Below are 22,819 nucleotides of genomic sequence, written 5' to 3'. Positions count from 1 at the left end.
CGGCGGCGAGTGTGTCGTACCGGGTGTCGGTGGTGAACCAGCCGCGCGAACGTCTAGGTCGTCTCTTTCGGATCTTGTCGGTCGGGCCCGCGTTGTCCGGTGCCGTGCATCGCAAGGCGGAGGAGTGCCGTTGTACTGGACGTACTGCGGTGCTCCGACAACGCGGCGAGGTGCGGTGCCGGGCGCCGCGGGCCTGGGGGCACCTCCCAGCGGTAGCTGGGGGAGCAAGATCCGAAAGAGACGACCTAGACGCCCCGGCGCACCCGTGCCGCGCGGCGGGCCTCGGCCTGCTGGCGGGCCTCGATCGTCTTGCGCGACTCCTTGCCCCGGCCCGGGCGGGTGCCCATGCCGCGGAACGCGAGCTCCGATCCCGAGGGCTTGCCCTTGGCGTCGGTCGGCGCGGAGCCCGCCAGCGGGACCCCGGAGGGCGCCTTCGCACCGGTGATGCGGCTCAGGGCGGCCTCGCCGGAGCGCACCTGAGTGATCGTCGGCCGGATCCGGGCGTCGGAGAGCAGGCGGACCATGTCCCGGCGCTGGTTCGGGGTGACGAGGGTGACGACCTTGCCGGACTCGCCGGCCCGGGCGGTGCGGCCGCCCCGGTGCAGGTAGTCCTTGTGGTCGGCGGGCGGGTCCACGTTGACCACGAGGTCGAGGTCGTCGATGTGGATGCCGCGCGCCGCGACGTTCGTGGCGACCAGGACGGTGACCGCGCCGCTCTTGAACTGTGCCAGGGTCCGGGTGCGCTGCGGCTGCGACTTCCCGCTGTGCAGACCCTCCGCCCGTACGCCCATGGCCCGCAGATGCTTCACGAACTGGTCGACCCCGTGCTTGGTGTCGAGGAACATCAGCACCCGGTTGTCGCGGGCCGCGATCTCGGTCGCCGCCGAGATCTTGTCGGCCGCGTGGATGTGCAGCACGTGGTGGTCCATCGTGGTCACCGCGCCCGCCTGCGGGTCGACCGAGTGCGAGACCGGGTCCTTCAGGTACTTCCGGACCAGCTGGTCCACATTGCGGTCCAGGGTCGCCGAGAACAGCATCCGCTGCCCCGCGTGGTGCACCTGGTCGAGGATCTCGGTGACCTGCGGCATGAAGCCCATGTCGCACATCTGGTCGGCCTCGTCGAGCACGGTGATCCGCACGCGCTCCAGGTGCACGTCCCGCCGCCCCACCAGGTCGCTGAGCCGCCCGGGGGTGGCCACCACGACCTCGGCGCCGGTGCGCAGCGAGCTCACCTGGCGGCCGATGGACAGCCCGCCCACGACGGTGGCCATCCGCAGCTTCAGCGCGGCCGCGTACGGCTCCAGCGCCTCGGTCACCTGCTGCGCCAGCTCGCGCGTCGGTACGAGGACCAGCGCGAGCGGGCGCTTCGGGTCCGCCTGCTGTCCCGCGGTTCGGGCCAGCAGCGCCAGGCCGAAGGCGAGGGTCTTGCCGGAGCCGGTCCGGCCGCGGCCGAGGACGTCCCGGCCGGCGAGCGCGTTGGGCAGCGTCGCGGCCTGGATGGGGAAGGGTTCCGTCACGGCCAGCGAGGCCATGGTCTCCACCAGCTCAAGGGGCAGGTCGAGCTCCGCGAAGGACTTCACCGGCGCGAGCGCCGGCTCCTTCGGCGCGTGCATCGTGAACTCACCCTGCGGGCCGAGGGTCCGGGGGGCCTTGGCGGGGGTCCGCGTACCGCCCTTGGCACCGCCCTTCACACCGAAGCGCCCATGAGCTGACGGGTTCCTCATGCAGAACCTTTCGAAGCAGAAAGAAAGAAGATGGTCAACCGCCCATGGTAACAGCGGTGGCCGGCCCGTCTCTTCCGGATCTTGGCCTAAGCCCCGGGCGCAGTCCCCCCGGCGGTCAGTTCCCCGGACCGTACCTGCGCGCAGTGCGCGCGGATCTCGACCGCCGCGCGGCCGAACCAGTCGGCGATCACGGCGATCTCGTCGGGGGTGTAGTCGGCGAAGACGGTGGCCAGGCGGTCGTACATCGGCTGGTACACGGCGATGACCCGCGCGGCGGCCGCGGGGTCGGCGACCACCCGTACCCGGCGCCGGTCGGCCGGGTCGGGTACGCGGCGCGCGTATCCGGCGCGTTCGAGGCGGTTGAGCACCCCGGTGACGGCGCCGGTGGTGAGGTCCAGCAGCCCGGCGAGTTCACCCGCGGCGAGCGGGGTCTCCCCGGCGCCCAGGATGTGGCCCAGGCAGGTCAGATCGGTGACGTTGAGCCCGAGCAGCTGTGCCACCTCCTGCTGGCCGACGATGCCCAGCGCGACGTACTCGTCCATGCGCGAAATGGCCTCACCGGCCGTGGCCGGGGGACGGGTCTTGCCCTGCACCCAAATACTCCTTAGGATCTAAGTTACTTAGCAACTGAGATGCTTACCTTGCGAAATAAGTGTCCAGCCTCCGAGCCTACTGCTGCCCGTCCTACCAGGGAGAACCGAGAACCATGAGCGCGCACGGCCACGTAGACCTCGGCCACACGGTGGCCGGCTGGACCGGAACCACCCTGGCCCTGCTGGGCTTCGCCGGAGCGGGCGTGTCGGTGTGCGCGGCCTGGGCCCCGGGGATCTGGATCGGCCTCGCCGTCGTCGCCGTGGCCGGAGCCGTCACCTGGGTGCTGCATCTCGCCGGGTGGGGGAAGCCGAGCGGGCCCCGGCCGGAGGCCGACTGGGACTGGCGCACCCGGGACAGCGCCGCCCGTACCGGGCACGCCGACTGCCTGGGCTGCCGCGTCGGCGGAACACGGCGGACCCTCGCCGCGGCGCCCGGGCAGGTGGCACCCCGGCCCGCCGAGCCGCTACCCGCGGCGGACGGCGGCGCGTGAGGCGTGTGAGGCGTCTTCCGGAGGCCTCCGGAAGGGATCGCTCCCTCTTTTCACGGACGGGGCGGTCGGAAGTTCGAATGCGCGCCGCGCCCCGGTTGGCCGCGTTCAGCGTGTGCTCCGGAGGACCGTTGGGCAGGATCGAGACGGCCGCGTGTGCGGCCCGCAGTGGAACGTTGTGAAGGATCAGCCAGATGGCAACAGGCATCGTGAAGTGGTTCAACTCGGAGAAGGGCTTCGGCTTCATCCAGCAGGACGACGGCGGCCCCGACGTGTTCGTGCACTTCTCCGCGATCGAGACCACCGGGTTCAAGTCGCTGGAGGAGAACGCGCGCGTCGAGTACTCCGTCTCCCAGGGCCCCAAGGGTCCGCAGGCTGAGCGGGTGGTTCCCCTCGGCTAGTCCACTTCACGGGGCGTGCCCGTGAAACGAAGCCCCGCCGGTCCGCCCGGCGGGGCTTCGTGCGTCCTGCGCCTCCCCGGCGCGGCCGAGGGGGGCGGGGGCGGCCGGCCGGGACGTCAAGTCCCGAGATGCCGCGGCATGACACGGTGCGTCCGTTCGGGCCCCATGGAAGGGAGGAGTCCACGCACGACAAGTGGCGCCTCCGCATCGTCCGTGACAGCCCCGACGGGGCTCCTGTGCAAGGAGCGCACCCATGGCCCGCATTCGCATCCGCACCCGGACCCCGCGCCTCGTTCTGCTCTCGGCCGCGATCGCCCTGATGGCCGGAGGGCTCTCGCTCTCCTCCGGCGCGTTCGCCGCAGGGGCGATGCCGGGGCCCGGTGACGTCACCCCGCTGGTGGAGTCCGACGACAGCGGGGGCTGGGTCCTCGACGACCTCCCGGACATCCCCCGATGGGAGGTCACGCGGGTGTTCGAGGCCAGCTACGAGACCTGAGCCGCCTGTGCCTCCGGTCCGCGGCCGGGCCCGATGGCCCGGTGGAGGGCGAGAAGCAGCGCCCACAGATGGTCCGCGAGCGCCTCCGGTTCCGCCGCGACGTCCTCGTGCAGCCAGTCCGCGAGGACGCCGGTGAAGGCGGCCGCGACCGCCGACGCGACGAGGTCCGGGTACGGGGCGCCCACCGCCGCCCGCTCCGCGCGGGCCCGGGCCCGCAGCTCCCGGTGCAGGCGGTCGCCGAGCGGGCCCCCACCGCCCGGGAGCAGCAGGGTCCGGTACAGCGGCGCCCGGCCGGCCGCATCCGCGAGGAACCCGGCCAGCGCGGAGGGAGGCCGTGCGGGCGCAAGCGCCGCCGGGCCGGTCTGCCAGGCGTGCAGGGCGTCGACCGCCGCGTGCACCACGTCCGCGCACGCGTCCACGGCGAGCGCGGTGAGGTCCTCGTAGTGCAGGTAGAAGGTGGCGCGGCCGATGCCGGCCCGGCGGACCACCGCCGAGACGCTGACCTCGGCGAGAGGCCGGTCGGCGCACTCCGCCAGCAGGCTCTCGCGCAGCCGCCCCTTCGTACGCGCAGTGCGCGGGTCCTGCGCACGCGGGTCCTGCGGGCTCACGCGGCCAGCAGCGCCGCGCCGAGGGCCAGGGCGCCGGGCAGGGCCTGGGCGACGAGGATCCGGCGGTTGGCGGTCGCGGCCCCGTACACCCCGGCGATGATCACGCAGACGAGGAAGAAGATCTGTGTGGCGAGCGAGTCGATGACGAGCGACCAGACCAGGCCGGCGGCGAGGAAGCCGTTGTAGAGGCCCTGGTTGGCGGCCAGCGGCGCGGTCAGGCGGGCGGTGTCCGCGTCGAAGCCGGACAGTGCGCGGCCCGGGGGCCGCTGCCACAGGAACATCTCCAGGACCATGAAGTACGCGTGCAGCGCGGCCACCAGGCCGGTCAGGGTCTGAGCGACCGTGTGCATGGCCGCCTCCACTTCTCGAAGTCTTTGTTACGGGTCGGTATTTCCTGGACAACTGTACAGGAAATCCGACTGTCGGACCCCGCGGCTACGCTGGCCCGATGACCGAGCAGTCACCCCGGCCCAAGCCCGCCGGACTCCTCTACGAGGACTTCGGCACCGGGCGCCACCGTGAGAGCTCCCTCGTCCGGCACGCACTCGGCAGTGCGCACGAGGAGGAACTCGTCGCGGGCCTCGCGGGCGGAATCGGCTTCATGTACTTCGTCTTCGAGTACGCCGGACACCCGCCCCTGCTGACGATCGTCGCGCAGGCCCATCCCGACCCCTGGGTCGAATCCGCCCTCGACCGGCTCCGCGTCCCCTACGAGGTCACCCACAGCTCCCGGCCCCGCTGGGACCGGGTGCACGCCGCCCTCGACGCGGGACGGCCGGTGTTCTGCAACGTCGACCGGTCCCGGCTCCCGTGGCACGGCGGAGTCCCGGACGAGATGGCCGGAGCCGATCCGTACACCGTGGTGCTCGCCGGGTACGACGGCGACGTCCTCCACGTCGAGGACGGGGCTCCCGACCCGTACGGGATCGACATGCTGGAGTTCGGCGCCGCCTGGTCCGGGTACCGCAAGGGCCGCCACCGGATGGTCGTGCCCACCGGCCCCGCCGAGGGGGAGCCCGATGTCGACGGGGCCGTGGCCGCCACGGCTGCCCGCCTCACCGGACCGGTGCTGGGCAACAGGTTCGACGTCAACTTCGGCTTCTCGGGCATGGAGAAGCTCGCCGCCCAGCTGCGCGACGTCCGCACCAGGACCGGATGGGAGCGACGCTTCGGGGCGCCGGAGGCCTTCCTCGCCGGGACCCGGAGGCTGTACGCGTGCCTGGAGGAGGAATGGACGGCCCCCGGCGCCACCCGCCCGCTCTACGCGGACTTCCTCGACCTCGTGGGACGGTCCGAGGCGGCCGCCCTGTTCCGGGAATCGGCCGTCCACTGGTCACGCCTCGCGACCCTCGCACGCGGAGCCGGCCCGGACGCGGACGCCGCGGGACGGCGCGCCCTCTTCGACGAGTTCGCCGGCCTGGTCGACGGCTGCCTCGCCCTGGAACGCCGGGCCGCCGCCGCCCTGCTCTGAACCTCAGAGATGGGCGTCCAGGAACGCCCGGAACTCCTCGCGCGTCATCGGCCCCGCCTGGCTCGCGACCGCCTCGCCGTCCTTGATGAGCACGGCGGTCGGCGCGCCCGTCACCCCGTAACGCCTGGTCGGCTCGGGGCAGCGGGTCATGTCGGTGCGGACCGCGGTGAACCGCGTCCCGTACTCCTCGCTCAGATCGCCGACGACGGCGTCCATCGCGCGGCACGCCTCGACGGCCTTGGGCCACGTGCCGCAGAAGTACGCGAGAACGGGCCCCGGCGTCATCGAGAGGATGAAGTCGAACTCATGGTTCTCCAGTGGCTGGTGCACCCGACGTGCCATGCGTGTCGCTCCTCGCTCCTGCGCCTCCCCCCGATCGGGGAGGCGGCCCCCATCATCGCCGCCGCACGACCCGGCGGCCGCCGGGCCCGTTGTCAGTGGCGGCTGTGAAGCTGGGCGGTATGGACGACAGGATGCTCCGGCGCCGGGTCTACGGCGCCGACCATGAGGACCCCGACCCCGGACCGCGCCCCGGCCGCAGTTACGGCGAGCTGGTCGGCGGGCCGCTGGACGGACTCCTCCTGGACATCACAGGCTGGAGCGCGCCCCAGCTCGCCGAGGAGGCCAGACTCCCCACCGAGATAGGGCGCTACGGAGCGGGTGGCCGTGCCCACTACCGCCGCCGTACGGGAGACCCCGGCCGCTGGGACTGGGCCGGTGACAGCCGCTGACGGCTCGGGCGGGCATGGGGCGGGCCGGGGCGGTGCAGCACGCGGCCCGGAGGCCGGCTCAGCGGGCTCCGGCGCCCCGGCTCACCTTGCGGGCCCAGAGCACGAGCGGTACCTGGAGCGGCAGCCGGCCGAGCGCCACGGCCCGGACGGCGGGGGAGCGGCGGCGTGCGTCGGCCGCCATCTTCACGTTCGCAGGGAACACCCCGACGAAGAACGCCGCCGTGGCCAGCGCGGCCACCCGGCGGGTGCGCGGATGGGCGACGCCGACGGCGAGGGCGAGTTCGGCCGCTCCGCTGGCGTACGTCCACTGCCGCGGCGTGCCCGGCAGCGAACGGGGCACGATCGCGTCGAACTGCCTGGGTGCGACCGCGTGGGCGACCGCGGCTCCGGCCAGCAGACCGGCCAGCATGAGGGGGGAGGAGACGCGTGGCATCGGGGGTCCTCTCGAAGGTGCCTGGGCCCGCGATCCTACTCACGAGTAGCCACTCGTGGTCGAGCTCCCGTGAAGTCGGGCCGCACCATCTCAGCGTGGCGCGGATCCGCACCGGGTGGCCGCCCCGGAAGATTCTTCGAAGAATTTCCCGGAGGCTGTCGATCCGGGCGTCTCCCGTTCGACGCAGGGGTGAGAGGCGGGGAACGACCCCGCCCTCCCGACCGAGGAGTCACCATGCCGCGCTTTCTGACGATGATCCGCATCAACGAGCGGGAGCTCCCCACCGACACCACCTTCCCGCCCGAGTTCGAGCAGCGGATGGGCGCCCTCATGGAGGAGATCACCAAGGCCGGGGTCATGCTCGACACCGCCGGGCTGCTCCCCACCTCCGAGGCGACCCGCCTGAGCTGGTCCGGCGGGAAGATCAGCTACACCGACGGTCCGTTCACCGAGACCAAGGAGGTCGTCGGCGGCTACTCCCTCACCCAGTGCAAGGACAAGGCCGAGGCCATGGAGTGGACCCGGCGGTTCCTCGAGATCCACCCGGCGGAGTGGAACGTGAGCGCCGAGGTCCGGGAGATCCAGGAGATGTGACCCCGCGGACGTGACCCCGCACATGTGAGACCGCACATGTGAGACCGCGGATGCGGCGACGGCGCGCCCGCGCCGTGTTTGCCCTGCCTCGTCACGGCTGCTCTGATGGGTGGCCGTGACGGCAGTGAGCGCGGCCCAGGCGGTCGAAGCGGTGTTCAGGATCGAGTCCGCGCGAATCATCGCCGGTGTCGCCCGCATCGTGCGGGACGTCGGCATCGCCGAGGAGATCGCCCAGGACGCCCTCGTCGCGGCGCTGGAGCAGTGGCCGCAGACGGGCGTCCCGGACCGGCCGGGCGCCTGGCTCACGGCCACCGCCAAACACCGCGCGATCGACCTCGTCCGCCGCAAGGAGACGTACGCCCGCAAGCTCGCGGAGGTCGGCCGGACCCTGGAGGAGGTGCCACCGCCTCCCGAACCGGCCGACCCCGAGGACATCGACGACGACCTGCTGCGCCTGATCTTCACCTCCTGCCACCCCGTCCTCGCCACCGAGGCGAGGATCGCGCTCACCCTGCGCCTGATGGGAGGGCTGACCACCCCGGAGATCGCCCGAGCCTTCCTCACCTCCGAGGCCACCGTCGCCCAGCGCATCGTCCGGGCGAAGCGGGCCCTGGCCAAGGCCGGGGTGCCCTTCGAGGTCCCGTACGGCGCCGACCGCGAGGGGCGGCTCTCCTCGGTCCTGGAGGTCATCTACCTCGTCTTCAACGAGGGGTACTCGGCCACCGCCGGGGACGACCTCGTCCGCCCCGCCCTGTGCGAGGACGCCCTGCGCCTGGCCCGCGTACTGGCCGCCCTGATGCCCAAGGAGCCCGAGGTGCACGGCCTGACCGCGCTGCTGGAGTTCCAGGCCTCCCGGATCGCCGCCCGCACCGGCCCCGACGGGGAACCGGTGCTGCTCGCCGACCAGAACCGGGCCAGATGGAACCGCATGCTCATCCACCGCGGAGCCCGGGCGCTGGGCCGGGCCGGGAGCGGCCCGTACTCCGTCCAGGCCGCCATCGCCGGCTGCCACGCGGCGGCGGTCCGTTACGAGGAAACGGACTGGCCGAGGATCGCCGCACTGTACGGGCGGCTCGTCCGGCTGGTCCCGTCCCCGGTGGTGGAGCTGAACCGGGCGGTCGCGGTCTCGATGGCCGAGGGGCCGGAGGCGGCTCTGCCGCTCGTCGACGCCCTGGCGCAAGAACCGGCCCTGAGCGCCTACCACTTGCTGCCGAGCGTACGGGGCGACCTGCTGGAGCGGCTGGGCCGGACGGCAGAGGCCCGCGCGGAGTTCGAGCGGGCGGCCTCGCTCACGCGCAACGAACAGGAACGGACCCTGCTGCTGGGCCGCGCGGCCCGCCTCTGATCCCGTGGGGAGTGCGGCGGGAGGCCGGGGAGCCCGTTCAGGCCCCTCCTTGGACCCGTCCTGAGTTTCCTCTTGCCCTGCATGTTTACGCCATATACTTTGTGTATGAAGTAAACATCCACGCCAGTCGGAGAGGAAGGCCCCGATGTCCCCTGCGCCCCGCCGCCCGGGCGGCGGATCCGCCGCCCCGCCCGATCTCGCCACCGTCGCCGACCTGCTCTGGCGCGTGGGCGCCGAGCGGACGGCCGACGGCCGCCCGCGCCTCACGCCGCGCCGGATCGTCGACGCGGCCGTCGCCGTCGTCGACGCCGACGGGCTGGACGCACTGTCGATGCAGCGTGTGGCCACCGAGCTGGGCTGCACGGCGATGGCCCTCTACCGCCACGTGCCCGGCCGCGAACACCTGCTCGCGGCGATGGCCGACGCCGCCGCCGGCCGCCCGCCCGCGGCCACCGGGGAGGGGTGGCGCGCCGAGGTCGAGGCCTGGGTCGACGCGCTCTGGTCCACGTACGGACGCCACCCGTGGATGGTGCGGATCCCGACGGCGAGCGCCCCGGTCGGACCGAACGAACTCGCTTGGTTCGAAGCGCTGCTGAGCCCCCTGGCCCGCTCGGGCGCCGGCCGCGGCGAACTGATCCCGCTCGCCACCTTCATCTCCGGCGCCGTGCGCGACCTGGCACGGATCGCCACCGAACTCGATCCGGCCGGCGCCGCCTCGTACGGACGGATCCTCGCCGAGCGCCTCGACCCCGGGAACTTCCCCACGCTCTGCGCACTCGCGGGCGAGCCGGGCCTGGGGGAGGACGAGGACGGTGCGGTCGAACCGATCGTCGCCTGCGGCATCGCGCGGCTGCTCGACGGCATCGAGAGCTCCTCACCCGCCAAGGAAGGAAACGGATGAACGAGAACCACGTCTTACGGCTCGTGGGTCTGTGCGGCATATCGGCGGGCGCCCTCGCCGCCGTCGCCGTACCGCTGTACTTCGTCCACCCGGGACCGCCGCCCGCCGGCAACGTCCTGGCCCGGATCCTCCTCAACCTCCTCACCTGCGCCGCCCTGTTGGGCTTCCTCGCAGGCCTGCGCCACGTCATCCGCGGCGCGGGCCCCGCCTTCGACTGGCTCGCCACCGTGGTCTTCGGCGCCGGGCTGGCCTACGTGACCGTCACCCTGGTCGCCGCGTCCGTCGAGGCGGGCATCGTCCTTGAGAACCCCGGCGGGGGCCTCGACCCGACCGTGGACGGCCCGCTCGCCCACGCCAACATGCTGCTGCACGGATCGGCCGCCCGGCTGCTGACGGCGGTCCTGCTGGCCGCCGCCGGGTACGCGATCCTGCGCGCCGGGATCCTGCCGCGCTGGACCGGGTACACGGCCCACGCCATCGCGGCCGTCAACCTCGCCTTCGTGCCCTCCCTGTTCTTCGGGACGGACGCCGCCCGCTTCTACAGCGCCGTGGGCTGGGGCAACACGGCGATGACCGCCGCCCTGTTCGTCTACTGGGCCTGCGCCGTCGGGATCGCCCTGCTGCGGCGCACCCCGCGAGCCGGTCTGCGGGCGGCCTCCCGCCCGGCCTGACCGGCCCGGTCGCGGGGCGGCGGCTCAGCCGCGCCGGGCGAACGCGGCCACGTCCAGCGGGGTCCGCACGGGCCGCCGCGGCGCGGTCAGCGCGATGGGCCGGCGGAAGCCGCCCGAGCGCGCGATCCCCTGGACGGTCAGGCGCAGCGCCTCCTGGAATTCGCCCATGGTCCGGCGGGCCGCCGGGGTGTCGACGTAGAGCGAGTTCATGTGCATTCCCTCCGCGTCCCGCTGGAACCAGGAACAGGCCCCGTTGGCGCGCGCCGACCACACGTGGGTGGTGGGCCGCCACTCGTCGTGGCGCTCGGCCCCGGGACACTTGCGCATGTCGATGTACGAGAAGAAGTTCACCGGGTACGGCCAGGAACGGGCGGCGAACTCCTTGGGCGCCAGCAACTCCCATGCCCGTACGAACGGGACGTCGAGATGGCCCATCATCTCTGTGAAACCGGCCCGGACGGATGCCATGACCTGGGCGAAGTCCCGGCCGGGCGAGGCGTCGAACTCGATGGGCAGCGTGTTGACGAACCAGCCCACCGAATGCGCCCAGGTGTCCCGGCCGCGCTCACTGACCGGCATGAGGCCGCGGTAGACGCCCGGGCCGCCGGCCTCGCGCAGGCAGACGGCGACGGACGCCAGCACCCCCATGAACGGTTTGCCGTCGACCGCCAGACAGGTCTTCTCGAACACCTCGGCCTCGGCGGCGTCCAGGAGCGTGGAGGCCTCGTTGACGATCGGGTACATCCGGCCCGGCTCGACGCCGAGGTCGAGGGGGAAGCGGGGGAAGAACTCACCCTCCTGCCCCATGAACGCCTTCCAGTGGCCGAGGCGTTCGTCGCGGTCGTCGATGGACAGGTAGCGGCGGCGCTGCTCCTCGGCGAAGTCGAGATAGCTGGGGGCGGGCGGCAGTTCGACGCTCTCGCCGCGGCACAGGGCCTCGTACCCGGTCGACACTTCGCGGGCCACGATCGGCATCGACATGCCGTCGCAGACGATGTGGTCGAAGGCGAGGTAGACCGTCGAGGACTCCTCGCGCACCACCGCCCCCATGATGAACAGCGGCCAGGAAAGCGTGTCGATGCTCCGCTTGAACCGCTCGACGAGGAAGGCGCCCAGCTGCTCGGACGACCCGAACTCACCTACCTGCTGGGCTTCGAGGGTCAGTCCGGCCGGGTCGAACGGCTCGCACGCCACCTCGCCGGCCAGGCGCCGGAACGCGCACCGCAGGACCTCGTGCCGCTGGACGAAGGCGAGCAGGGACTGCGCCAGGGCCCGCTCGTCGAGCGGGCCGGTCACCTCGAAGGTCACCGCGACCCAGGACGCGACCGGGTCGTCGGCGGCCCTGCTCTCCTCGGCGACGGTGAAGTGCTTGTCCTGGTTGAAGGACGCCATCCTGCCCGCCGGGTCTCCGGCGTCGCCCGGAGCACCCGGGCCGCCGGCCTCCGCCGCCGTGGACCCGAGTCGCCACTCCACCACCCGTCCGGGTGCCATGTGGTGCATCTCCAGAGGAAATTGCCGCATTCCGTCATCCCTTCGACCCCCGAGTCAACCCCCAGGCCCTAACGACCCCCAGCCCGGGGAGGTGACGAAATCCCTCGGGGCAGGCCGGGTCGGGGTCTTCTTGCGGGCGGGCCCTACTCGGTGTGCAGGGCCGCCGCGATGGTCATCCGGGCCGCAGACCGGGCCGGAACCAGCGCGCCGAGAAGGGAGATCGCTACGCCCGCCAGCAGCAGGCCGGTCATGTGCGGGGCATGCCAGACGTCCTTCATCGACTCCGGGAAGGTGACCACCCCGACGTTGTCCACGAGCAGCCGGTGCGCGACCATCCCGAGCGGGACGCCGAGCAGTCCGCCGACCGCGCCCACTCCCGCCACCGAGGTCACGGTCATCGCGACGACCTGCCGCGGGGTCATCCCGATCGACTTGAGCGTGCCGAGGTCCCGGCGGCGCTCCCGGGTGCTCAGCAGGACCGTGTTGAAGACGCCGAGCGCCGCGACGATGCTCAGCAGCACGGTGAACACGGACGAGAAGGCGACGACGGTGGTGGTGGCGGCGTTCCGGTTGTCCAGCACGGACACGCGCAGCCCCGGGTCGGCCGCCCCGGCCGCCTCGGCGTAGGCCCGGGCATCAGCCCCGGGCACGAGGCGCACCTCGTACTCGGCAGCACGGGCGTCCGGCGACAGCTGGACGAGGGTCGGCCAGGTGGCGTCCAGGGCCTGCGCGTTGCCCTCCACCAGCTCGCCCACGACGCTCGTGGTCACCTGCCGGCCGTTCATCGCCAGGGTGACCCGGTCGCCGACCTTCAGCCCGTGCTGGGTCAGGAAGGCGGGCCCGGCCGTGACCTCGCCGGCTGCCCGCGCCTCGCGGCCCCTGGCGATCCGGCCGGCGGCCGAGGCGTCGTCCCCGCGGTAGAAGTTGGCGAAGACGGGCCGGGACTGCCCGGTCAGGCTCACCCGGGCCAGTGCGCGGGCCCGTACCGCCGCGGCGCCCGGCAGGGACCGCAGCCGTTCCTCGGTCGCCACGTCACCGAGCGGGGGAGCGGGCCGGCCGTTGCGCGGCCCTCCCGCCTCCACATGGATCCGGGCACCGGGCTGCCCCCGCCCGGCCTCGCCGAACGCGAGCATCGTGCTGGTCAGTCCGGTCGCCAGGGTGACCGTGGTGACCCCGAGGACGATCGCCGCCATCGTCAGCAGCGTACGGCCGGGCCGGGCGAACGGCTGGCCCAGACCCAGGCTGACCGGGCGCGGCAGCGGAGTGGCTCCGAGCAGGCGCTGGACGCGCAGCCCGCGCCCGGTCCGGGGGGCCCCGCCCGCGCTGATCGCCCGGGCCGCGGACAGCCGGTGCGCCCGCAGCGCCGGGACCAGGGCGGTGAGCAGGACGAGGGCCGGCATCCCCAGCAGGCAGACGGCGGACACCCAGGCGCCCACCTCACCGACGGCGGCCCGGCCCGTCTCGATGCCGGAGAACGCGACGTTGAGGATGGGGTCGGCCAGTGCGTTGCCGAGCAGGGTGCCGAGGACGGCGCCGACGACCGCAGGCACGGCCATCATCGTCAGGTACACCGCGACGACCTGGTTCGGGGTGAACCCCAGGGCCTTGAGCACGCCGATGTGCCGGTACCCGGAAACGACCGCCCCACTGACGACGTTCCCCACGATCAGCGCGGACACCAGGAGGCCGAGGACGCCGAACAGGGTCATGAAGGGGAGGTAGGCGTCGGCCAGCGCCGAAAAGGCCTCCTTCAGGGCCAAGTGGGTCTGCGCGCTGGTCAGCGCCCCTTCGGGCACTCCCGAGGTCGCCCGGGCCAGCGAGGAGGCCAGCCGGGCGTCGGTCGAGGAGTCCGAGAAGCGGTAGAGCATCTGCGCGGCGGACGGACGCATCGCCGCCATCTGTTCGGGCGTCACCCACGCACTCGCCGACTTGGTCATGCTGGCCGCGAACCCCACGACGGTCAGCGGCGCGCCACCCGGCACCGGGAGCCGGGTTCCCAGCATGCGTGGTCCGGGCGAGCCGTTTGAGGGCCAGCCGACGACGATCTCGCCGGGCGCCGTCGCCCAGTGGCCCTCCAGCAGCTCGATCCGGTCCACCGGGCCCCCCGGGTCGGCCCGGCCCACCACCGTGAGGGAGCCGCCGGACATCCAGAGCCAGCCCTCGGGGACGTCCACGACGCCCTGCCCGAACGGACCCGCGGCGGCCTCCACCCCGGGCTGCCGGGCCGTCCGCTCCAGCTGTCCGGGCGAGACCTTCGCGGTGTCGAAGGTCGCCACGGTGTGCGCCCCGCGCTGGGCGGCGTACGCCCTGTCGAAGGGGCTGGAGGCCGCGTCGAGCAGCCCCAGCGCGAGGAGGACGGTCGTGGTCGAGCAGAGCACGACGAGTCCGATGACGAAGGTCTGGAGCCTGCGGCGTCTCACCGCTGCGCGCGAGGCCCGCCACACGGCGCTCACGCGGTCGCCTCCAGCGCGCTCTGCCGGGCGACCCGGCCGTCGGCCACCTCGACCAGACGGCTCGCGCACCGGGCGGCCAACTGCGGGTCGTGGGTGACGATCAGCAGGGTCTGGCCGATCTGGTTGAGGTCGATCAGCAGGTCCATCACCTGCTCGCCCGAGCGGCTGTCGAGGGCTCCGGTCGGCTCGTCCGCCAGCAGCAGCGCCGGACGGTTCATCAGGGCCCGTGCCACGGACACCCGCTGGCGCTCACCCCCGCTGAGCGTCGCCGGATAGTTGTTGCGACGGCCGGCCACGCCGAGCTCGTCGAGGAGCTCCAGGGCCCGGCGGCGCGCCTGCCGGGCGGGAGTGCCCGTCAGCTGGGCGGCCAGCGCCACGTTGTCCAGGACGGGCAGGTCGTCGATCAGGTTGAAGAACTGGAAGATCATTCCGATGTGCCGGCGCCGGAACAGCGCCAGTCCGGTCTCGTTCAGCCCGCCCAGGTCCTGGCCCTGCACCTCGACGGTGCCCGACGTCGGCCGGTCGAGCCCGGCCACCATGTTGAGCAGCGTGGACTTGCCGCAGCCGGAGGGGCCCATCACGGCCACCGCGTCCCCGGCCCGGATCTCCAGCGACAGCCCGTCCAGGGCCTTCGCGTCGCCGTACTCCTTGTGCACACCGTCCAGCCGTACGACGACCTGCCGCGCAATGTCGTGATCAGTTGTCATGGCCCGAACCTAAGACGGCGCCCGGCCGCGGTGCGTCGGCCCCCGGATGTAACCGTCCGAGCGGGTCATCCCGGAGATGTACGCGGACCGTCCGGCAGAATGGCCTCCAGGCCTACGAGGTGGGGGAGTTCGGGGTGGGACTGATCATCGCCGTGGTCGCGGCCTGCGGCTCCGCGGCCGTGGCCGGCGCGCTCGCCGTCGCCCTGCTGCGCGCCCGGCGCGGCCACCGCAGGGCGCTCGAGGAACGCGGCTGGCTGCTGGAGCGGGAGCGCGAGAGCGCGGCCGGTACGGCCGTCGACGCCGAACGGGCCAGGATCGCGGCGGAGCTCCACGACATCGTCAGCCACAACGTGAGCCTGATGGTGGTCCAGGCCGGGGCCGCACGCGAGGTGCTCACCACGATGCCCGACGAGGCCGCGGCGGCGATGGCCGCCGTGGAGCGGGCCGGGCGCAACACGATGACCGAACTGCGCCACCTGCTGGGGCTCCTGGCCCCCGCCCAGGACGGCGCGGACGAACCGTACGGGGCCCCGGCCGACCGGCTCGCGCCACAGCCGAGCCTCGCACGGCTCAGCCGGCTGATCGACGAGTTCGCCTTCGCCGGACTGCCGGTGGAGGTACGGATGTCCGGGGACCCGCGCCCCCTCCCGGCCGGGATCGACGTCACGGCGTACCGGATCATCCAGGAGGCGCTGACGAACGCGCTCAAACACGGAGACGGAGGCAGGACCGAGGTGACGGTGCGGTACCAGGAGCACGCGCTGCGCGTGGAGGTGCTGGGCGACGGGCCCAGCGTCCTGACGGGAGGCGCCCCCGGACCGCGGCCCGCCGGCGACCGGGACCGGCCGAAGACCGAGGGCGCCGGCCGCGGACTGATCGGACTGCGCGAACGCGTCGCCGTCTACGGGGGCGACCTCGACGCCCGCCGCCGCCTCGGCGGCGGCTACCGGGTGCGCGCCCGGCTCCCGCTGGGGCGACCGTGACCACGCCGGAGGCGCCCCAGGCGCCCCGCGTGCTGATCGCCGACGACCAGGACCTGGTCCGCACCGGCTTCCGGCTGATCCTGACCGCCCGCGGGATCGACGTGGTCGGCGTGGCGGCCGACGGGGTGGAAGCGGTCGCGGCCGTTCGCCGACTGCGCCCCGACGTCGTACTGCTGGACATACGGATGCCGAACATGGACGGCCTGGAGGCGGCCCGGCGCATCCTCGCCGAAGCCCCGTACTGCCGGGTGATCATGCTGACCACCTTCGACCTCGACCAGTACGTGTACGCCGCCCTCGCCGCCGGGGCCAGCGGCTTCCTGCTCAAGGACGTCACCCCCGAACACCTCGCCGCCGCCGTCCGCCTGGTCAGCACCGGCGACGCGCTGCTCTCCCCGTCGATCACCCGCCGCCTGGTGGAACGCTGCGGCCCGGGCGCGGCCGGCCCGGACCGGGCCGCGGCGGACTCCGTACCCCGCGAGCTGACGGCGCTGACCCCGCGCGAACGCGAGGTGCTGACCCTGATGGGCCACGGCCGCTCCAACGCCGAGCTGGCGCGGGAACTGACGCTCAGCGAGGCCACCGTGAAGACCCACGTGGCCCGGATCTTCGCGAAACTGTCGCTGCGCGACCGGGCACAGGCGGTCGTCCTCGCCTACGAGACGGGCCTGGTGACCCCCGGCTCGGTCACCGCGGCGCGCTCGGGACCGCGTCCGGAGCCCGCGGGCTGACCGTCCCGGCCGGGGAGGGTGTTCCCGCGGTGGCGGGTTTCGTCTTTCTATTTCCTATCTGCGTTGTTCCTAGAATGACCGCGTGAAGGATATCGATGCGATCGCGATGCTGCAGGATCCGGTGCGCCGCCGCCTGTACGAGTACGTGGCGGCACAGGGGCGCGAGGTCGGCCGCAACGAGGCCGCCGAGGCGGCCGGGGTGGCGCGCACGCTCGCCGCGCACCATCTGGACCGGCTGACCGAGGCCGGCCTGCTGGAGAGCGGCAGTCGCCGTCTGACGGGTCGCTCGGGTCCGGGGGCCGGCCGTCCGGCCAAGGTGTACACGCGGGCACGGGCCGAGCGGTCGGTGTCGCTGCCCGGCCGCGACTACCTCACCGCGGCCGAGCTGCTCGCCGAGGCCGCCGAGCAGGCGGGGCTGGACGCGGTGCTGTGCGCGGCCGCGGGCCGCAGGGGCGAAGCCCTGCGGGGCTCGGCGCCGCCCTGCGGCGACCTCGAAGAGGCCGTGCAGATGCTGGCCGGCCGCGGCTACGAGCCGTACCTGGCGGGCGACGGGGACGCCGAGGATGCCGAAGGCGCGGCGGCGGTGGCCGGGGCGGCCGGGCCGGCCGAGCGTGTCGTCCGTATGCGCAACTGCCCCTTCCACGCCGTCGCCGAGCGCTTCCCACCGCTCGTCTGCGGCATGAACCTCGCACTGCTGGAAGGGCTGTTCGGCGTGGACGGGCCCGTCCGCGCTCGTATGGACGCCCGGCCGGGGGAGTGCTGCGTGGTGGTCGAGGCTTCTAAAAACAAAGATCGTTGACATAGAAGGGCGGTCATGCTGATATGAGGCCATGACCGCACCCGCGCATGCCTTCCACCTCGCCCAACTCAACGTCGCCACACTCCTCCACCCCATCGACGACCCGCGCACGGCACCGTTCGTCGACATGCTCGACGAGGTCAACGCCGCCGCCGACGGCGCAACCGGCTTCGTGTGGCGACTCGTGGAGGAGGGGGAGGCCGACGCCACCGGCCTGCGCCCGGCCGGGGAGGACGTCATCGTCAACCTGTCGGTGTGGCAGAACCAGGAGGCCCTGTGGGACTTCGCCTACCGCAGCGGGCACCTGGAGGTGATGAGACGTCGCCGCGAATGGTTCGAGCGGCACATCGAGGCGCACCTGGTGCTCTGGTGGGTCCCCGCCGGACACCTGCCGACCGTGGGTGAGGCCCTGGAGCGACTGACCGACCTGCGGACGAACGGACCGTCCCCGCGCGCGTTCACCTTCGCCTCCTCCTACACCGCCGCCGAGGCCGCCCGCGGCGCGGAGCCGGCGCCGTCCGGGAACGCGGCGCCCGTGTAGCAGGCGACGCGTCCACCGCGGAGCGCGCCTGCTGCGCCCGCCAGGGCCGCAAGAAGTGCACGGCCGCGGCACCCTGTGGTTCCGCATGCGGGGCGGAGGCCCTTTCGGGAGCTTCTTCTAGTGACCCCTATAGTTAGGGCACCCTAACCTGGGTCGTGCGAGAGCTTCCCGGCCTCGCCGGCCCTTGCGACCCAGCAGAAACGGAACCCGTATGAGACCCGAGTCCGCTTCCCTCCCCTCCCCGCGCGCGGACGTCATGACCGAGACCGTCGAAGGCTTCGGCACGGTCCGTTTCACTCCGGTCGACCCCGTCGCGGACTCCGCCGTGCTGCACTCCTGGGTCGTCCAGGAGCGCGCGCAGTTCTGGGGCATGAACGGCGCCGGCCGGGAACTGGTCCAGGAGATCTACGAGGACGTGGACCGCCGGGACACGCACCACGCGTTCATGGTCCGGCTGGACGACGAACCCGTCGCACTCTTCCAGACGTACGAGCCCGCCGAGGACCGGGTCAGCGACTGCTACGCCGTACGGGAGGGCGACATCGGCGTCCACCTGATGCTGGCCCCGATGACCGGCCGGCCGCGGCCCGGATTCAGCAGGACCCTGATCGGGTCGCTCATCCGGTTCGCCTTCCGCGACCCGGCCGTCCTGCGCGCGGTCGCCGAGCCCGACGCCTCCAACGCCAAGGCACTCGCCCTGCTGAACCGGCTCGGCTTCGTCCGGGAGGGCGAGATCACCCTCCCGGAGATCGACCTGCCCGAGATATACCTCCCGCAGAAGCGGGCCGTGCTCGCGTTCCTCGACCGCCCGGCCGTACTCCCGGCCGCCGTGGCAGCCGTCCGCCACTCCTAGGTCGACGCAGGCCGGCCGTCGCCCCTCAGTCCCTCCCCGATCCATGCTCCGCCTGCAGGGTGCGCAGCAGGTCGAGGGCGGGCCGGTCCACCGGGCGTTGGGTGTTGCCGAGGGCGATGACGCCCAGCCGCTTCTCCGGGTCGAAGCCCACGAAGGAGGAGAAGCCGCCCGTTCCTCCGTTGTGCCAGATCTGCAGGTGGGCGCCCTGCCGCGGATGGAGGCGGTGCGCCATCCAGCCGAGGTGCACCCGGGCGAAGGGGCTCCGGCGGTGCTCGACGCTCCGGCTCAGGCGGATGGCCGCCGCGAGATCTGCGGGGACGGGACCGACGTCGAGTTGGGCCCGTACGAAGGCCACCAGGTCGGTGGCGGTCGACCGCAGGCCGCCCGCCCCGGCCAGGTCGGCGAGGTGCCAGGGTGCGGTGGGCCGCCCCCGGCGGCCGTGGCCCCGGGCAAGTCGTTCCGCACGCGCGTCGTCCACCGTCACGACGGTGTCGGTCATGCCCAACGGGGCGCAGATCTCCCGGACGATGAGTGCCTCGTACTCCGTGCCGGCCCGGCGGGCGAGGGCCAGTCCCAGCAGTCCGGCCCCGAGGTTGGAGTAGCGGAACCGTTTCCCCGGTACGGCACCCAGACGCGTACGGGCCAGCCCGGACAACAGGACGTCGGACGTGCAGTCGGCGTAGGGGTCCGGCGTCGACGGGTGCAACAGGGACTGGAGCAGCATGCCCCTGGGCAGCCGCGGCAGGCCCGAGGTGTGGGTGGCCAGGTCCTGCAAGGAGATCTGCCGGCCGCCCCGCGACGGTACGTGTGTCCCGTCGGGCAGCAGATCACCGAGCGGCTCGTCCAGGCCCACCGTGCCGGCGGTCGCCATGCACGCAAGAGCCAGGGCGGTGAACGCCTTGGTCACCGAACCGATCTCGAAGAGCGTGTCGGGTCCGGGGGCCGCATCTCCCCGGTCGGCGCCGGTGCTGCCGGCACCCCGGATCTCGACGAGGTCGTCCGACACCGCGGCCACCACCGCGCCGACGACGTGCTGCCGGGCCAGCCGGTCGGCGGTCTGCTGGACGAGGGCGCCGAGTTCTTGTGCTTGTGCCATGACGAACATCCTGCTGGCGTTCGGCTCCCGACCCGTGCGCCCTGATGATGATTTCCGGCCCGTGCCTCTGCGACCTGAGCGGTACGGGACGACGCCCTCGGTGCCTGCGCGGCCTCGGCGCGGGCCCGCTGGGGGTTCAGCGGGCCGCGCGCCCCGGTCACCGGCGGCTTGAGGGAGTTTGGCCGTTCCGGTTGCGGGCCCGGGTCCGGATCTTCTTGGCTAGGTACCCGGTTCCGGCGACGAGGCCCGCGGCGACGACGTCGCCGAGGAGGTCGTGGCCGAGGAATGCGTACAGCGTGGACAGGCTCATGGTGTTCTCCCCTGGTGGCAGAGCCGGTTGTGGTGGGGAGAGATTCGCCGTGCCGGTCCTGTCCATGGGCGGGACCGGCAAGTCGTGCCTGTTGGGAGGGGGTTCGGGCGTGGTCATCAGGTGGTCAGGGTTGGACGGCAGAGTGGGAGAGGGGCGCGGTGTCCCCGCAGCGTGAGATCGACGAAGAGACGGCGGCCGGCCGGCTGGCCCTGTTCCTGGTGGCTCTGACCAGGGGCACGTCGGTGCGGGAACTGGCCGACCGGTTCGGCCGGAGCAGTTCCAGTTGGGGGAACTATCTCAACGGCTCGCAGCTCATTCCGAAGACCCTGGTCGGGAAACTGGTGGAGGCCTTCACGCAGCAGGGCGTCCGTCGCAGCACCGCTTTCGTCCGGGCGCTGGAGCTGTGGAACGCGGCCGATGCCGAACGCCGTGCGAGCCGGTTACCGGGTGGCGGGGAGCTGGTGCGCCAGCACCAGCGGCGCGACGACGCGCTCCAGCAGGTCATCAAGTACCAGGCACTCGCGGCGAACGCGGAGAAGCACCTCGCCGAGCTGAGGCCCATGCTCGCCTACACGCAGAGCCGGCTGGAGAACGCCGAACTCCAGCTGAAGCTCGGCGGCGAACGCGAGCGGGCCCGGGTGGAGCGCCGGCTCGGCCAGGCCAAGGAGCGCCTCAGCCGGGTCCAGGTGCAGCAGGAGCGGGCCCGTACCCGCCGGATGACGGCGGAGGAGCAGCAGGAGTTCTGGATGGCCGAGGCACTGGTCGCGCAGGAGGAGATCAGCCGGCTGGAACGCGAGGCACAGGACCTCGTGGTCGTCCCGCCCGGCTCCCGCGAACCGGTCCGTGCCGAGACCGCCGATGCGGTGGACGACTCCGAATTCGAAGCCCGACTGGAGCACATCACCGCCGAAGGCCTTCACGACGAGGCACTGATCGAGGAAGACCTCCAGCCCAACCCCGCCGACGCCGATCCTGGCCCCGACCCCGACGAGCAGCTGCACGCCCTCCCCGTCGGCCCGGATCCTGTCCAACCCGTGTCCAGAACAGTGTTGGACAAGCCCTCCACCAGCAGCGCCACGGATCTCCGGGCCGCCACGGACTCTCCGGCGCAGGCGCAGGCGCAGGCGCAGGCACTGCTCGCCCGAGTCCCGCGATCGCCTGTCCGGGAAGAGGCGGTCGCCCCTTCGCGCCCCGTCCCGAAGGCACCGCGTCCCGGGTTCGGCAGCAGGGCGGGGATCTGGCTAGGGCTGCTGGACGAGTCCGGGGCGAAGCCCGGTACGACCGTCGGCGCGGTCACGAGGCCCGCCCCGGGGGCGGGGGACACCTTGCTCGACGGCTTCGTCAGGACGCAACTCGGCATCCTCGTCGCACCCGTCATGCTCCTGTTCGGAATCACCCCTGCAGGGCACAGGGCAGCCCCGGCCCTGCTGCTCAAGATCTATACGGGCGCAGTCCTGCTGGGCTTCAGCGTCTTCATGTACTTGATCGGCCAGGATGTAGCAGCCAAACGAGCCGACGGCGCATCCTTCGCCGATCCCGTCGTGGGCATCCCCTTCTGCCTCGCCCCGTTGTACGGGGGGCTCAGGCTGGTGAGGATGCCCAACACGCCCGCATGGATCCTGGCCGCCGCCATCCACCTCACCTGGTCGGTTCTGCTGCTCTTCGACCTCTTCCCCTGGACGGCTCCCAGCTTCGGGACCAGATAGACGCGCCGGGTGGGATGGGCACCTTCGCCTCACTGCACCTCCAACTGCCGCGCGCCGGCGGACGGTGTCCAGGAGCCGCGGTCCCGGTGCCGCAGGTGGGCGAGAACCGGCTTGCTGCCGGGCACGGCGTGCGCTGGTATTCGGCCATGAGCAGAATGGCGCAGATCATCGTAATGGCGCTCTATGAGGACGAGTTGATGGAACCGCTGACCGGAGATTCCGATCCCCGGGACGCAGCGCATCTTCGATGTGCGGTATCCGCCGAAGGAACACCCAGCCCCAGGTGTTGTCTGGAGCACGTACGCCCGGGACGACCTGCCCGTGCACGCTCCTGAGTACGAGCAGGACCCCCGGCTCTCCTGGTAGCCGACGGTCCGGAGCGTCTTTCCTCCGGACCTTGCCGGCCGACGCGTCCGGGACGTGTCCCCCTTCCGGCTCCCTTTGCCGGGCGACCTATTGACGGCAGATCAAAAAGGGCCTGGTGGGAGGGGGTTTCCCAGGAGTTTCCCGTTTCCCGTCCCGATGGGCGACCCGCGCCTCCTCGACACGGAGCGGCGGCGGGCCCAGTCTCGGAGTGCCGGGCGGACGGCCGGTCCGTGCTCCCTGCGACGGGCACGCCGACGAACACCGCGACGAGCACCGTGACGAGTACGACGACCCGCGGGGGACACCCGCGACGGGGACGGGGGAACG

Annotated in this window: 26 protein-coding genes; 15 read left to right on the top strand and 11 right to left on the bottom strand. The window is 72.7% G+C overall.

Translation table 11 applies throughout. From position 1 onward, the window contains the following. Nucleotides 1-245: 245 nt before the first annotated feature. Both OG444_RS04285 and OG444_RS04280 read right to left on the bottom strand, forming a co-directional pair. Entirely contained in the window at nucleotides 246-1,724 is a 1,479-nt protein-coding gene (locus OG444_RS04285) for a DEAD/DEAH box helicase (RefSeq protein WP_405787551.1), read from the bottom strand. Between the two features lie 86 nt (nucleotides 1,725-1,810). Further along, entirely contained in the window at nucleotides 1,811-2,317 is a 507-nt protein-coding gene (locus tag OG444_RS04280; protein WP_327260819.1) for a MarR family winged helix-turn-helix transcriptional regulator, read from the bottom strand. Nucleotides 2,318-2,430: 113 nt separating this feature from the next. Between OG444_RS04280 and OG444_RS04275 the strand changes: the two genes are divergently transcribed. The 3 genes from OG444_RS04275 to OG444_RS04265 all read left to right on the top strand — a co-directional run bounded on the left by OG444_RS04275 (nucleotide 2,431) and on the right by OG444_RS04265 (nucleotide 3,702). After that, a complete protein-coding gene (locus tag OG444_RS04275) occupies nucleotides 2,431-2,808 on the top strand; it encodes an HGxxPAAW family protein (RefSeq protein ID WP_327260818.1) in 378 nt (125 codons plus the stop codon). A gap of 191 nt (nucleotides 2,809-2,999) precedes the next feature. Beyond that, complete coding sequence (locus OG444_RS04270; protein WP_327260817.1) at nucleotides 3,000-3,206, top strand: cold-shock protein; 207 nt, start codon at nucleotides 3,000-3,002, stop codon at nucleotides 3,204-3,206. A gap of 253 nt (nucleotides 3,207-3,459) precedes the next feature. Continuing rightward, a complete protein-coding gene (locus tag OG444_RS04265) occupies nucleotides 3,460-3,702 on the top strand; it encodes a hypothetical protein (protein ID WP_327260816.1) in 243 nt (80 codons plus the stop codon). Here OG444_RS04265 and OG444_RS04260 read toward each other — a convergent pair. Next, complete coding sequence (locus OG444_RS04260) at nucleotides 3,690-4,310, bottom strand: TetR/AcrR family transcriptional regulator (protein ID WP_327260815.1); 621 nt, start codon at nucleotides 4,308-4,310, stop codon at nucleotides 3,690-3,692. The two genes, OG444_RS04265 and OG444_RS04260, sit on opposite strands and share 13 nt — an antisense overlap. Continuing rightward, nucleotides 4,307-4,660: a DUF1304 domain-containing protein gene (locus OG444_RS04255; RefSeq protein ID WP_327260814.1), complete on the bottom strand. Its 354-nt coding sequence runs from the start codon at nucleotides 4,658-4,660 to the stop codon at nucleotides 4,307-4,309. The genes OG444_RS04260 and OG444_RS04255 overlap by 4 nt, the downstream gene beginning before the upstream one ends. A 98-nt stretch (nucleotides 4,661-4,758) precedes the next feature. Here OG444_RS04255 and OG444_RS04250 point away from each other — a divergent pair, with 98 nt between their 5' ends. Continuing rightward, nucleotides 4,759-5,781, top strand: coding sequence for a BtrH N-terminal domain-containing protein (locus OG444_RS04250; RefSeq protein WP_327260813.1), 1,023 nt, complete (start codon nucleotides 4,759-4,761; stop codon nucleotides 5,779-5,781). Between the two features lie 3 nt (nucleotides 5,782-5,784). Here OG444_RS04250 and OG444_RS04245 read toward each other — a convergent pair whose 3' ends face one another. After that, the gene (locus OG444_RS04245) at nucleotides 5,785-6,123 is read right to left on the bottom strand and encodes a thioredoxin family protein (protein WP_327260812.1); all 339 of its coding nucleotides are present in this window, start codon (nucleotides 6,121-6,123) and stop codon (nucleotides 5,785-5,787) included. A gap of 119 nt (nucleotides 6,124-6,242) precedes the next feature. Between OG444_RS04245 and OG444_RS04240 the strand changes: the two genes are divergently transcribed. Further along, a complete protein-coding gene (locus OG444_RS04240; RefSeq protein ID WP_327260811.1) occupies nucleotides 6,243-6,512 on the top strand; it encodes a hypothetical protein in 270 nt (89 codons plus the stop codon). A gap of 58 nt (nucleotides 6,513-6,570) precedes the next feature. Here the strand turns inward: OG444_RS04240 and OG444_RS04235 are convergent, their stop codons facing one another. Next, nucleotides 6,571-6,945 (bottom strand): DoxX family protein, encoded by a 375-nt coding sequence (locus OG444_RS04235; protein ID WP_327260810.1) that lies wholly within the window; start codon nucleotides 6,943-6,945, stop codon nucleotides 6,571-6,573. Between the two features lie 234 nt (nucleotides 6,946-7,179). On the opposite strand from OG444_RS04235, the gene OG444_RS04230 reads away from it, so the two are divergent. From OG444_RS04230 to OG444_RS04215, 4 genes are all read left to right on the top strand, one after another. Continuing rightward, the gene (locus OG444_RS04230; protein WP_327260809.1) at nucleotides 7,180-7,539 is read left to right on the top strand and encodes a YciI family protein; all 360 of its coding nucleotides are present in this window, start codon (nucleotides 7,180-7,182) and stop codon (nucleotides 7,537-7,539) included. A gap of 124 nt (nucleotides 7,540-7,663) precedes the next feature. Next, nucleotides 7,664-8,884 (top strand): RNA polymerase sigma factor, encoded by a 1,221-nt coding sequence (locus OG444_RS04225; protein ID WP_327266655.1) that lies wholly within the window; start codon nucleotides 7,664-7,666, stop codon nucleotides 8,882-8,884. A 145-nt stretch (nucleotides 8,885-9,029) separates the two neighbouring features. Further along, complete coding sequence (locus tag OG444_RS04220; protein ID WP_327260808.1) at nucleotides 9,030-9,785, top strand: TetR/AcrR family transcriptional regulator C-terminal domain-containing protein; 756 nt, start codon at nucleotides 9,030-9,032, stop codon at nucleotides 9,783-9,785. After that, entirely contained in the window at nucleotides 9,782-10,456 is a 675-nt protein-coding gene (locus tag OG444_RS04215) for a hypothetical protein (RefSeq protein ID WP_327260807.1), read from the top strand. The genes OG444_RS04220 and OG444_RS04215 overlap by 4 nt, the downstream gene beginning before the upstream one ends. Before the next feature lie 24 nt (nucleotides 10,457-10,480). On the opposite strand, the gene OG444_RS04210 is transcribed toward OG444_RS04215, so the two are convergent. From OG444_RS04210 to OG444_RS04200, 3 genes are all read right to left on the bottom strand, one after another. Next, nucleotides 10,481-11,977, bottom strand: coding sequence for a condensation domain-containing protein (locus OG444_RS04210; RefSeq protein WP_327260806.1), 1,497 nt, complete (start codon nucleotides 11,975-11,977; stop codon nucleotides 10,481-10,483). Nucleotides 11,978-12,090: 113 nt separating this feature from the next. Further along, nucleotides 12,091-14,400 (bottom strand): ABC transporter permease, encoded by a 2,310-nt coding sequence (locus OG444_RS04205; protein WP_327260805.1) that lies wholly within the window; start codon nucleotides 14,398-14,400, stop codon nucleotides 12,091-12,093. After that, nucleotides 14,397-15,107, bottom strand: a complete 711-nt coding sequence (locus OG444_RS04200) for an ABC transporter ATP-binding protein (RefSeq protein WP_327260804.1) — start codon at nucleotides 15,105-15,107, stop codon at nucleotides 14,397-14,399. Before OG444_RS04200 ends, OG444_RS04205 begins: the two co-directional genes overlap by 4 nt. Nucleotides 15,108-15,241: 134 nt before the next feature. Here OG444_RS04200 and OG444_RS04195 point away from each other — a divergent pair, with 134 nt between their 5' ends. From OG444_RS04195 to OG444_RS04175, 5 genes are all read left to right on the top strand, one after another. Beyond that, nucleotides 15,242-16,090: a sensor histidine kinase gene (locus tag OG444_RS04195; RefSeq protein WP_327260803.1), complete on the top strand. Its 849-nt coding sequence runs from the start codon at nucleotides 15,242-15,244 to the stop codon at nucleotides 16,088-16,090. Next, nucleotides 16,087-16,821, top strand: a complete 735-nt coding sequence (locus tag OG444_RS04190) for a response regulator transcription factor (RefSeq protein ID WP_327260802.1) — start codon at nucleotides 16,087-16,089, stop codon at nucleotides 16,819-16,821. The genes OG444_RS04195 and OG444_RS04190 overlap by 4 nt, the downstream gene beginning before the upstream one ends. 82 nt (nucleotides 16,822-16,903) lie before the next feature. Beyond that, complete coding sequence (locus OG444_RS04185; protein WP_327260801.1) at nucleotides 16,904-17,620, top strand: helix-turn-helix transcriptional regulator; 717 nt, start codon at nucleotides 16,904-16,906, stop codon at nucleotides 17,618-17,620. Nucleotides 17,621-17,651: 31 nt separating this feature from the next. Next, a complete protein-coding gene (locus tag OG444_RS04180) occupies nucleotides 17,652-18,161 on the top strand; it encodes a DUF3291 domain-containing protein (protein ID WP_327260800.1) in 510 nt (169 codons plus the stop codon). Nucleotides 18,162-18,372: 211 nt separating this feature from the next. Further along, nucleotides 18,373-19,014, top strand: coding sequence for a GNAT family N-acetyltransferase (locus OG444_RS04175; RefSeq protein ID WP_327260799.1), 642 nt, complete (start codon nucleotides 18,373-18,375; stop codon nucleotides 19,012-19,014). Nucleotides 19,015-19,039: 25 nt separating this feature from the next. Here the strand turns inward: OG444_RS04175 and OG444_RS04170 are convergent, their stop codons facing one another. Further along, nucleotides 19,040-20,110: a serine hydrolase domain-containing protein gene (locus OG444_RS04170; protein WP_327260798.1), complete on the bottom strand. Its 1,071-nt coding sequence runs from the start codon at nucleotides 20,108-20,110 to the stop codon at nucleotides 19,040-19,042. A gap of 157 nt (nucleotides 20,111-20,267) precedes the next feature. Then, nucleotides 20,268-20,420 carry a hypothetical protein gene (locus OG444_RS04165; RefSeq protein ID WP_327260797.1) on the bottom strand — a complete coding sequence of 51 codons (153 nt, stop codon included), beginning with the start codon at nucleotides 20,418-20,420 and terminating at the stop codon, nucleotides 20,268-20,270. Nucleotides 20,421-20,578: 158 nt separating this feature from the next. On the opposite strand from OG444_RS04165, the gene OG444_RS04160 reads away from it, so the two are divergent. Then, complete coding sequence (locus OG444_RS04160) at nucleotides 20,579-22,126, top strand: hypothetical protein (RefSeq protein ID WP_327260796.1); 1,548 nt, start codon at nucleotides 20,579-20,581, stop codon at nucleotides 22,124-22,126. Nucleotides 22,127-22,819: the final 693 nt, after the last annotated feature.

This window comes from Streptomyces sp. NBC_01232 (genome assembly GCF_035989885.1).
Classification (GTDB): domain Bacteria; phylum Actinomycetota; class Actinomycetes; order Streptomycetales; family Streptomycetaceae; genus Streptomyces.
The sequence above is the reverse complement of the archived record's forward strand: the minus strand, read 5'-3'. Positions and strand labels throughout refer to the sequence as shown.

Coding starts and splice junctions, on each gene's coding strand:
- OG444_RS04285 (WP_405787551.1), bottom strand. CDS start 1,724: ATGAGGAACCCGTCAGCTCATGGGCGCTTCGGTGTGAAGGGCGGTGCC.
- OG444_RS04275 (WP_327260818.1), top strand. CDS start 2,431: ATGAGCGCGCACGGCCACGTAGACCTCGGCCACACGGTGGCCGGCTGG.
- OG444_RS04270 (WP_327260817.1), top strand. CDS start 3,000: ATGGCAACAGGCATCGTGAAGTGGTTCAACTCGGAGAAGGGCTTCGGC.
- OG444_RS04265 (WP_327260816.1), top strand. CDS start 3,460: ATGGCCCGCATTCGCATCCGCACCCGGACCCCGCGCCTCGTTCTGCTC.
- OG444_RS04255 (WP_327260814.1), bottom strand. CDS start 4,660: ATGCACACGGTCGCTCAGACCCTGACCGGCCTGGTGGCCGCGCTGCAC.
- OG444_RS04250 (WP_327260813.1), top strand. CDS start 4,759: ATGACCGAGCAGTCACCCCGGCCCAAGCCCGCCGGACTCCTCTACGAG.
- OG444_RS04245 (WP_327260812.1), bottom strand. CDS start 6,123: ATGGCACGTCGGGTGCACCAGCCACTGGAGAACCATGAGTTCGACTTC.
- OG444_RS04240 (WP_327260811.1), top strand. CDS start 6,243: ATGGACGACAGGATGCTCCGGCGCCGGGTCTACGGCGCCGACCATGAG.
- OG444_RS04235 (WP_327260810.1), bottom strand. CDS start 6,945: ATGCCACGCGTCTCCTCCCCCCTCATGCTGGCCGGTCTGCTGGCCGGA.
- OG444_RS04230 (WP_327260809.1), top strand. CDS start 7,180: ATGCCGCGCTTTCTGACGATGATCCGCATCAACGAGCGGGAGCTCCCC.
- OG444_RS04220 (WP_327260808.1), top strand. CDS start 9,030: ATGTCCCCTGCGCCCCGCCGCCCGGGCGGCGGATCCGCCGCCCCGCCC.
- OG444_RS04215 (WP_327260807.1), top strand. CDS start 9,782: ATGAACGAGAACCACGTCTTACGGCTCGTGGGTCTGTGCGGCATATCG.
- OG444_RS04210 (WP_327260806.1), bottom strand. CDS start 11,977: ATGCGGCAATTTCCTCTGGAGATGCACCACATGGCACCCGGACGGGTG.
- OG444_RS04200 (WP_327260804.1), bottom strand. CDS start 15,107: ATGACAACTGATCACGACATTGCGCGGCAGGTCGTCGTACGGCTGGAC.
- OG444_RS04180 (WP_327260800.1), top strand. CDS start 17,652: ATGACCGCACCCGCGCATGCCTTCCACCTCGCCCAACTCAACGTCGCC.
- OG444_RS04175 (WP_327260799.1), top strand. CDS start 18,373: ATGAGACCCGAGTCCGCTTCCCTCCCCTCCCCGCGCGCGGACGTCATG.
- OG444_RS04170 (WP_327260798.1), bottom strand. CDS start 20,110: ATGGCACAAGCACAAGAACTCGGCGCCCTCGTCCAGCAGACCGCCGAC.
- OG444_RS04165 (WP_327260797.1), bottom strand. CDS start 20,420: ATGAGCCTGTCCACGCTGTACGCATTCCTCGGCCACGACCTCCTCGGC.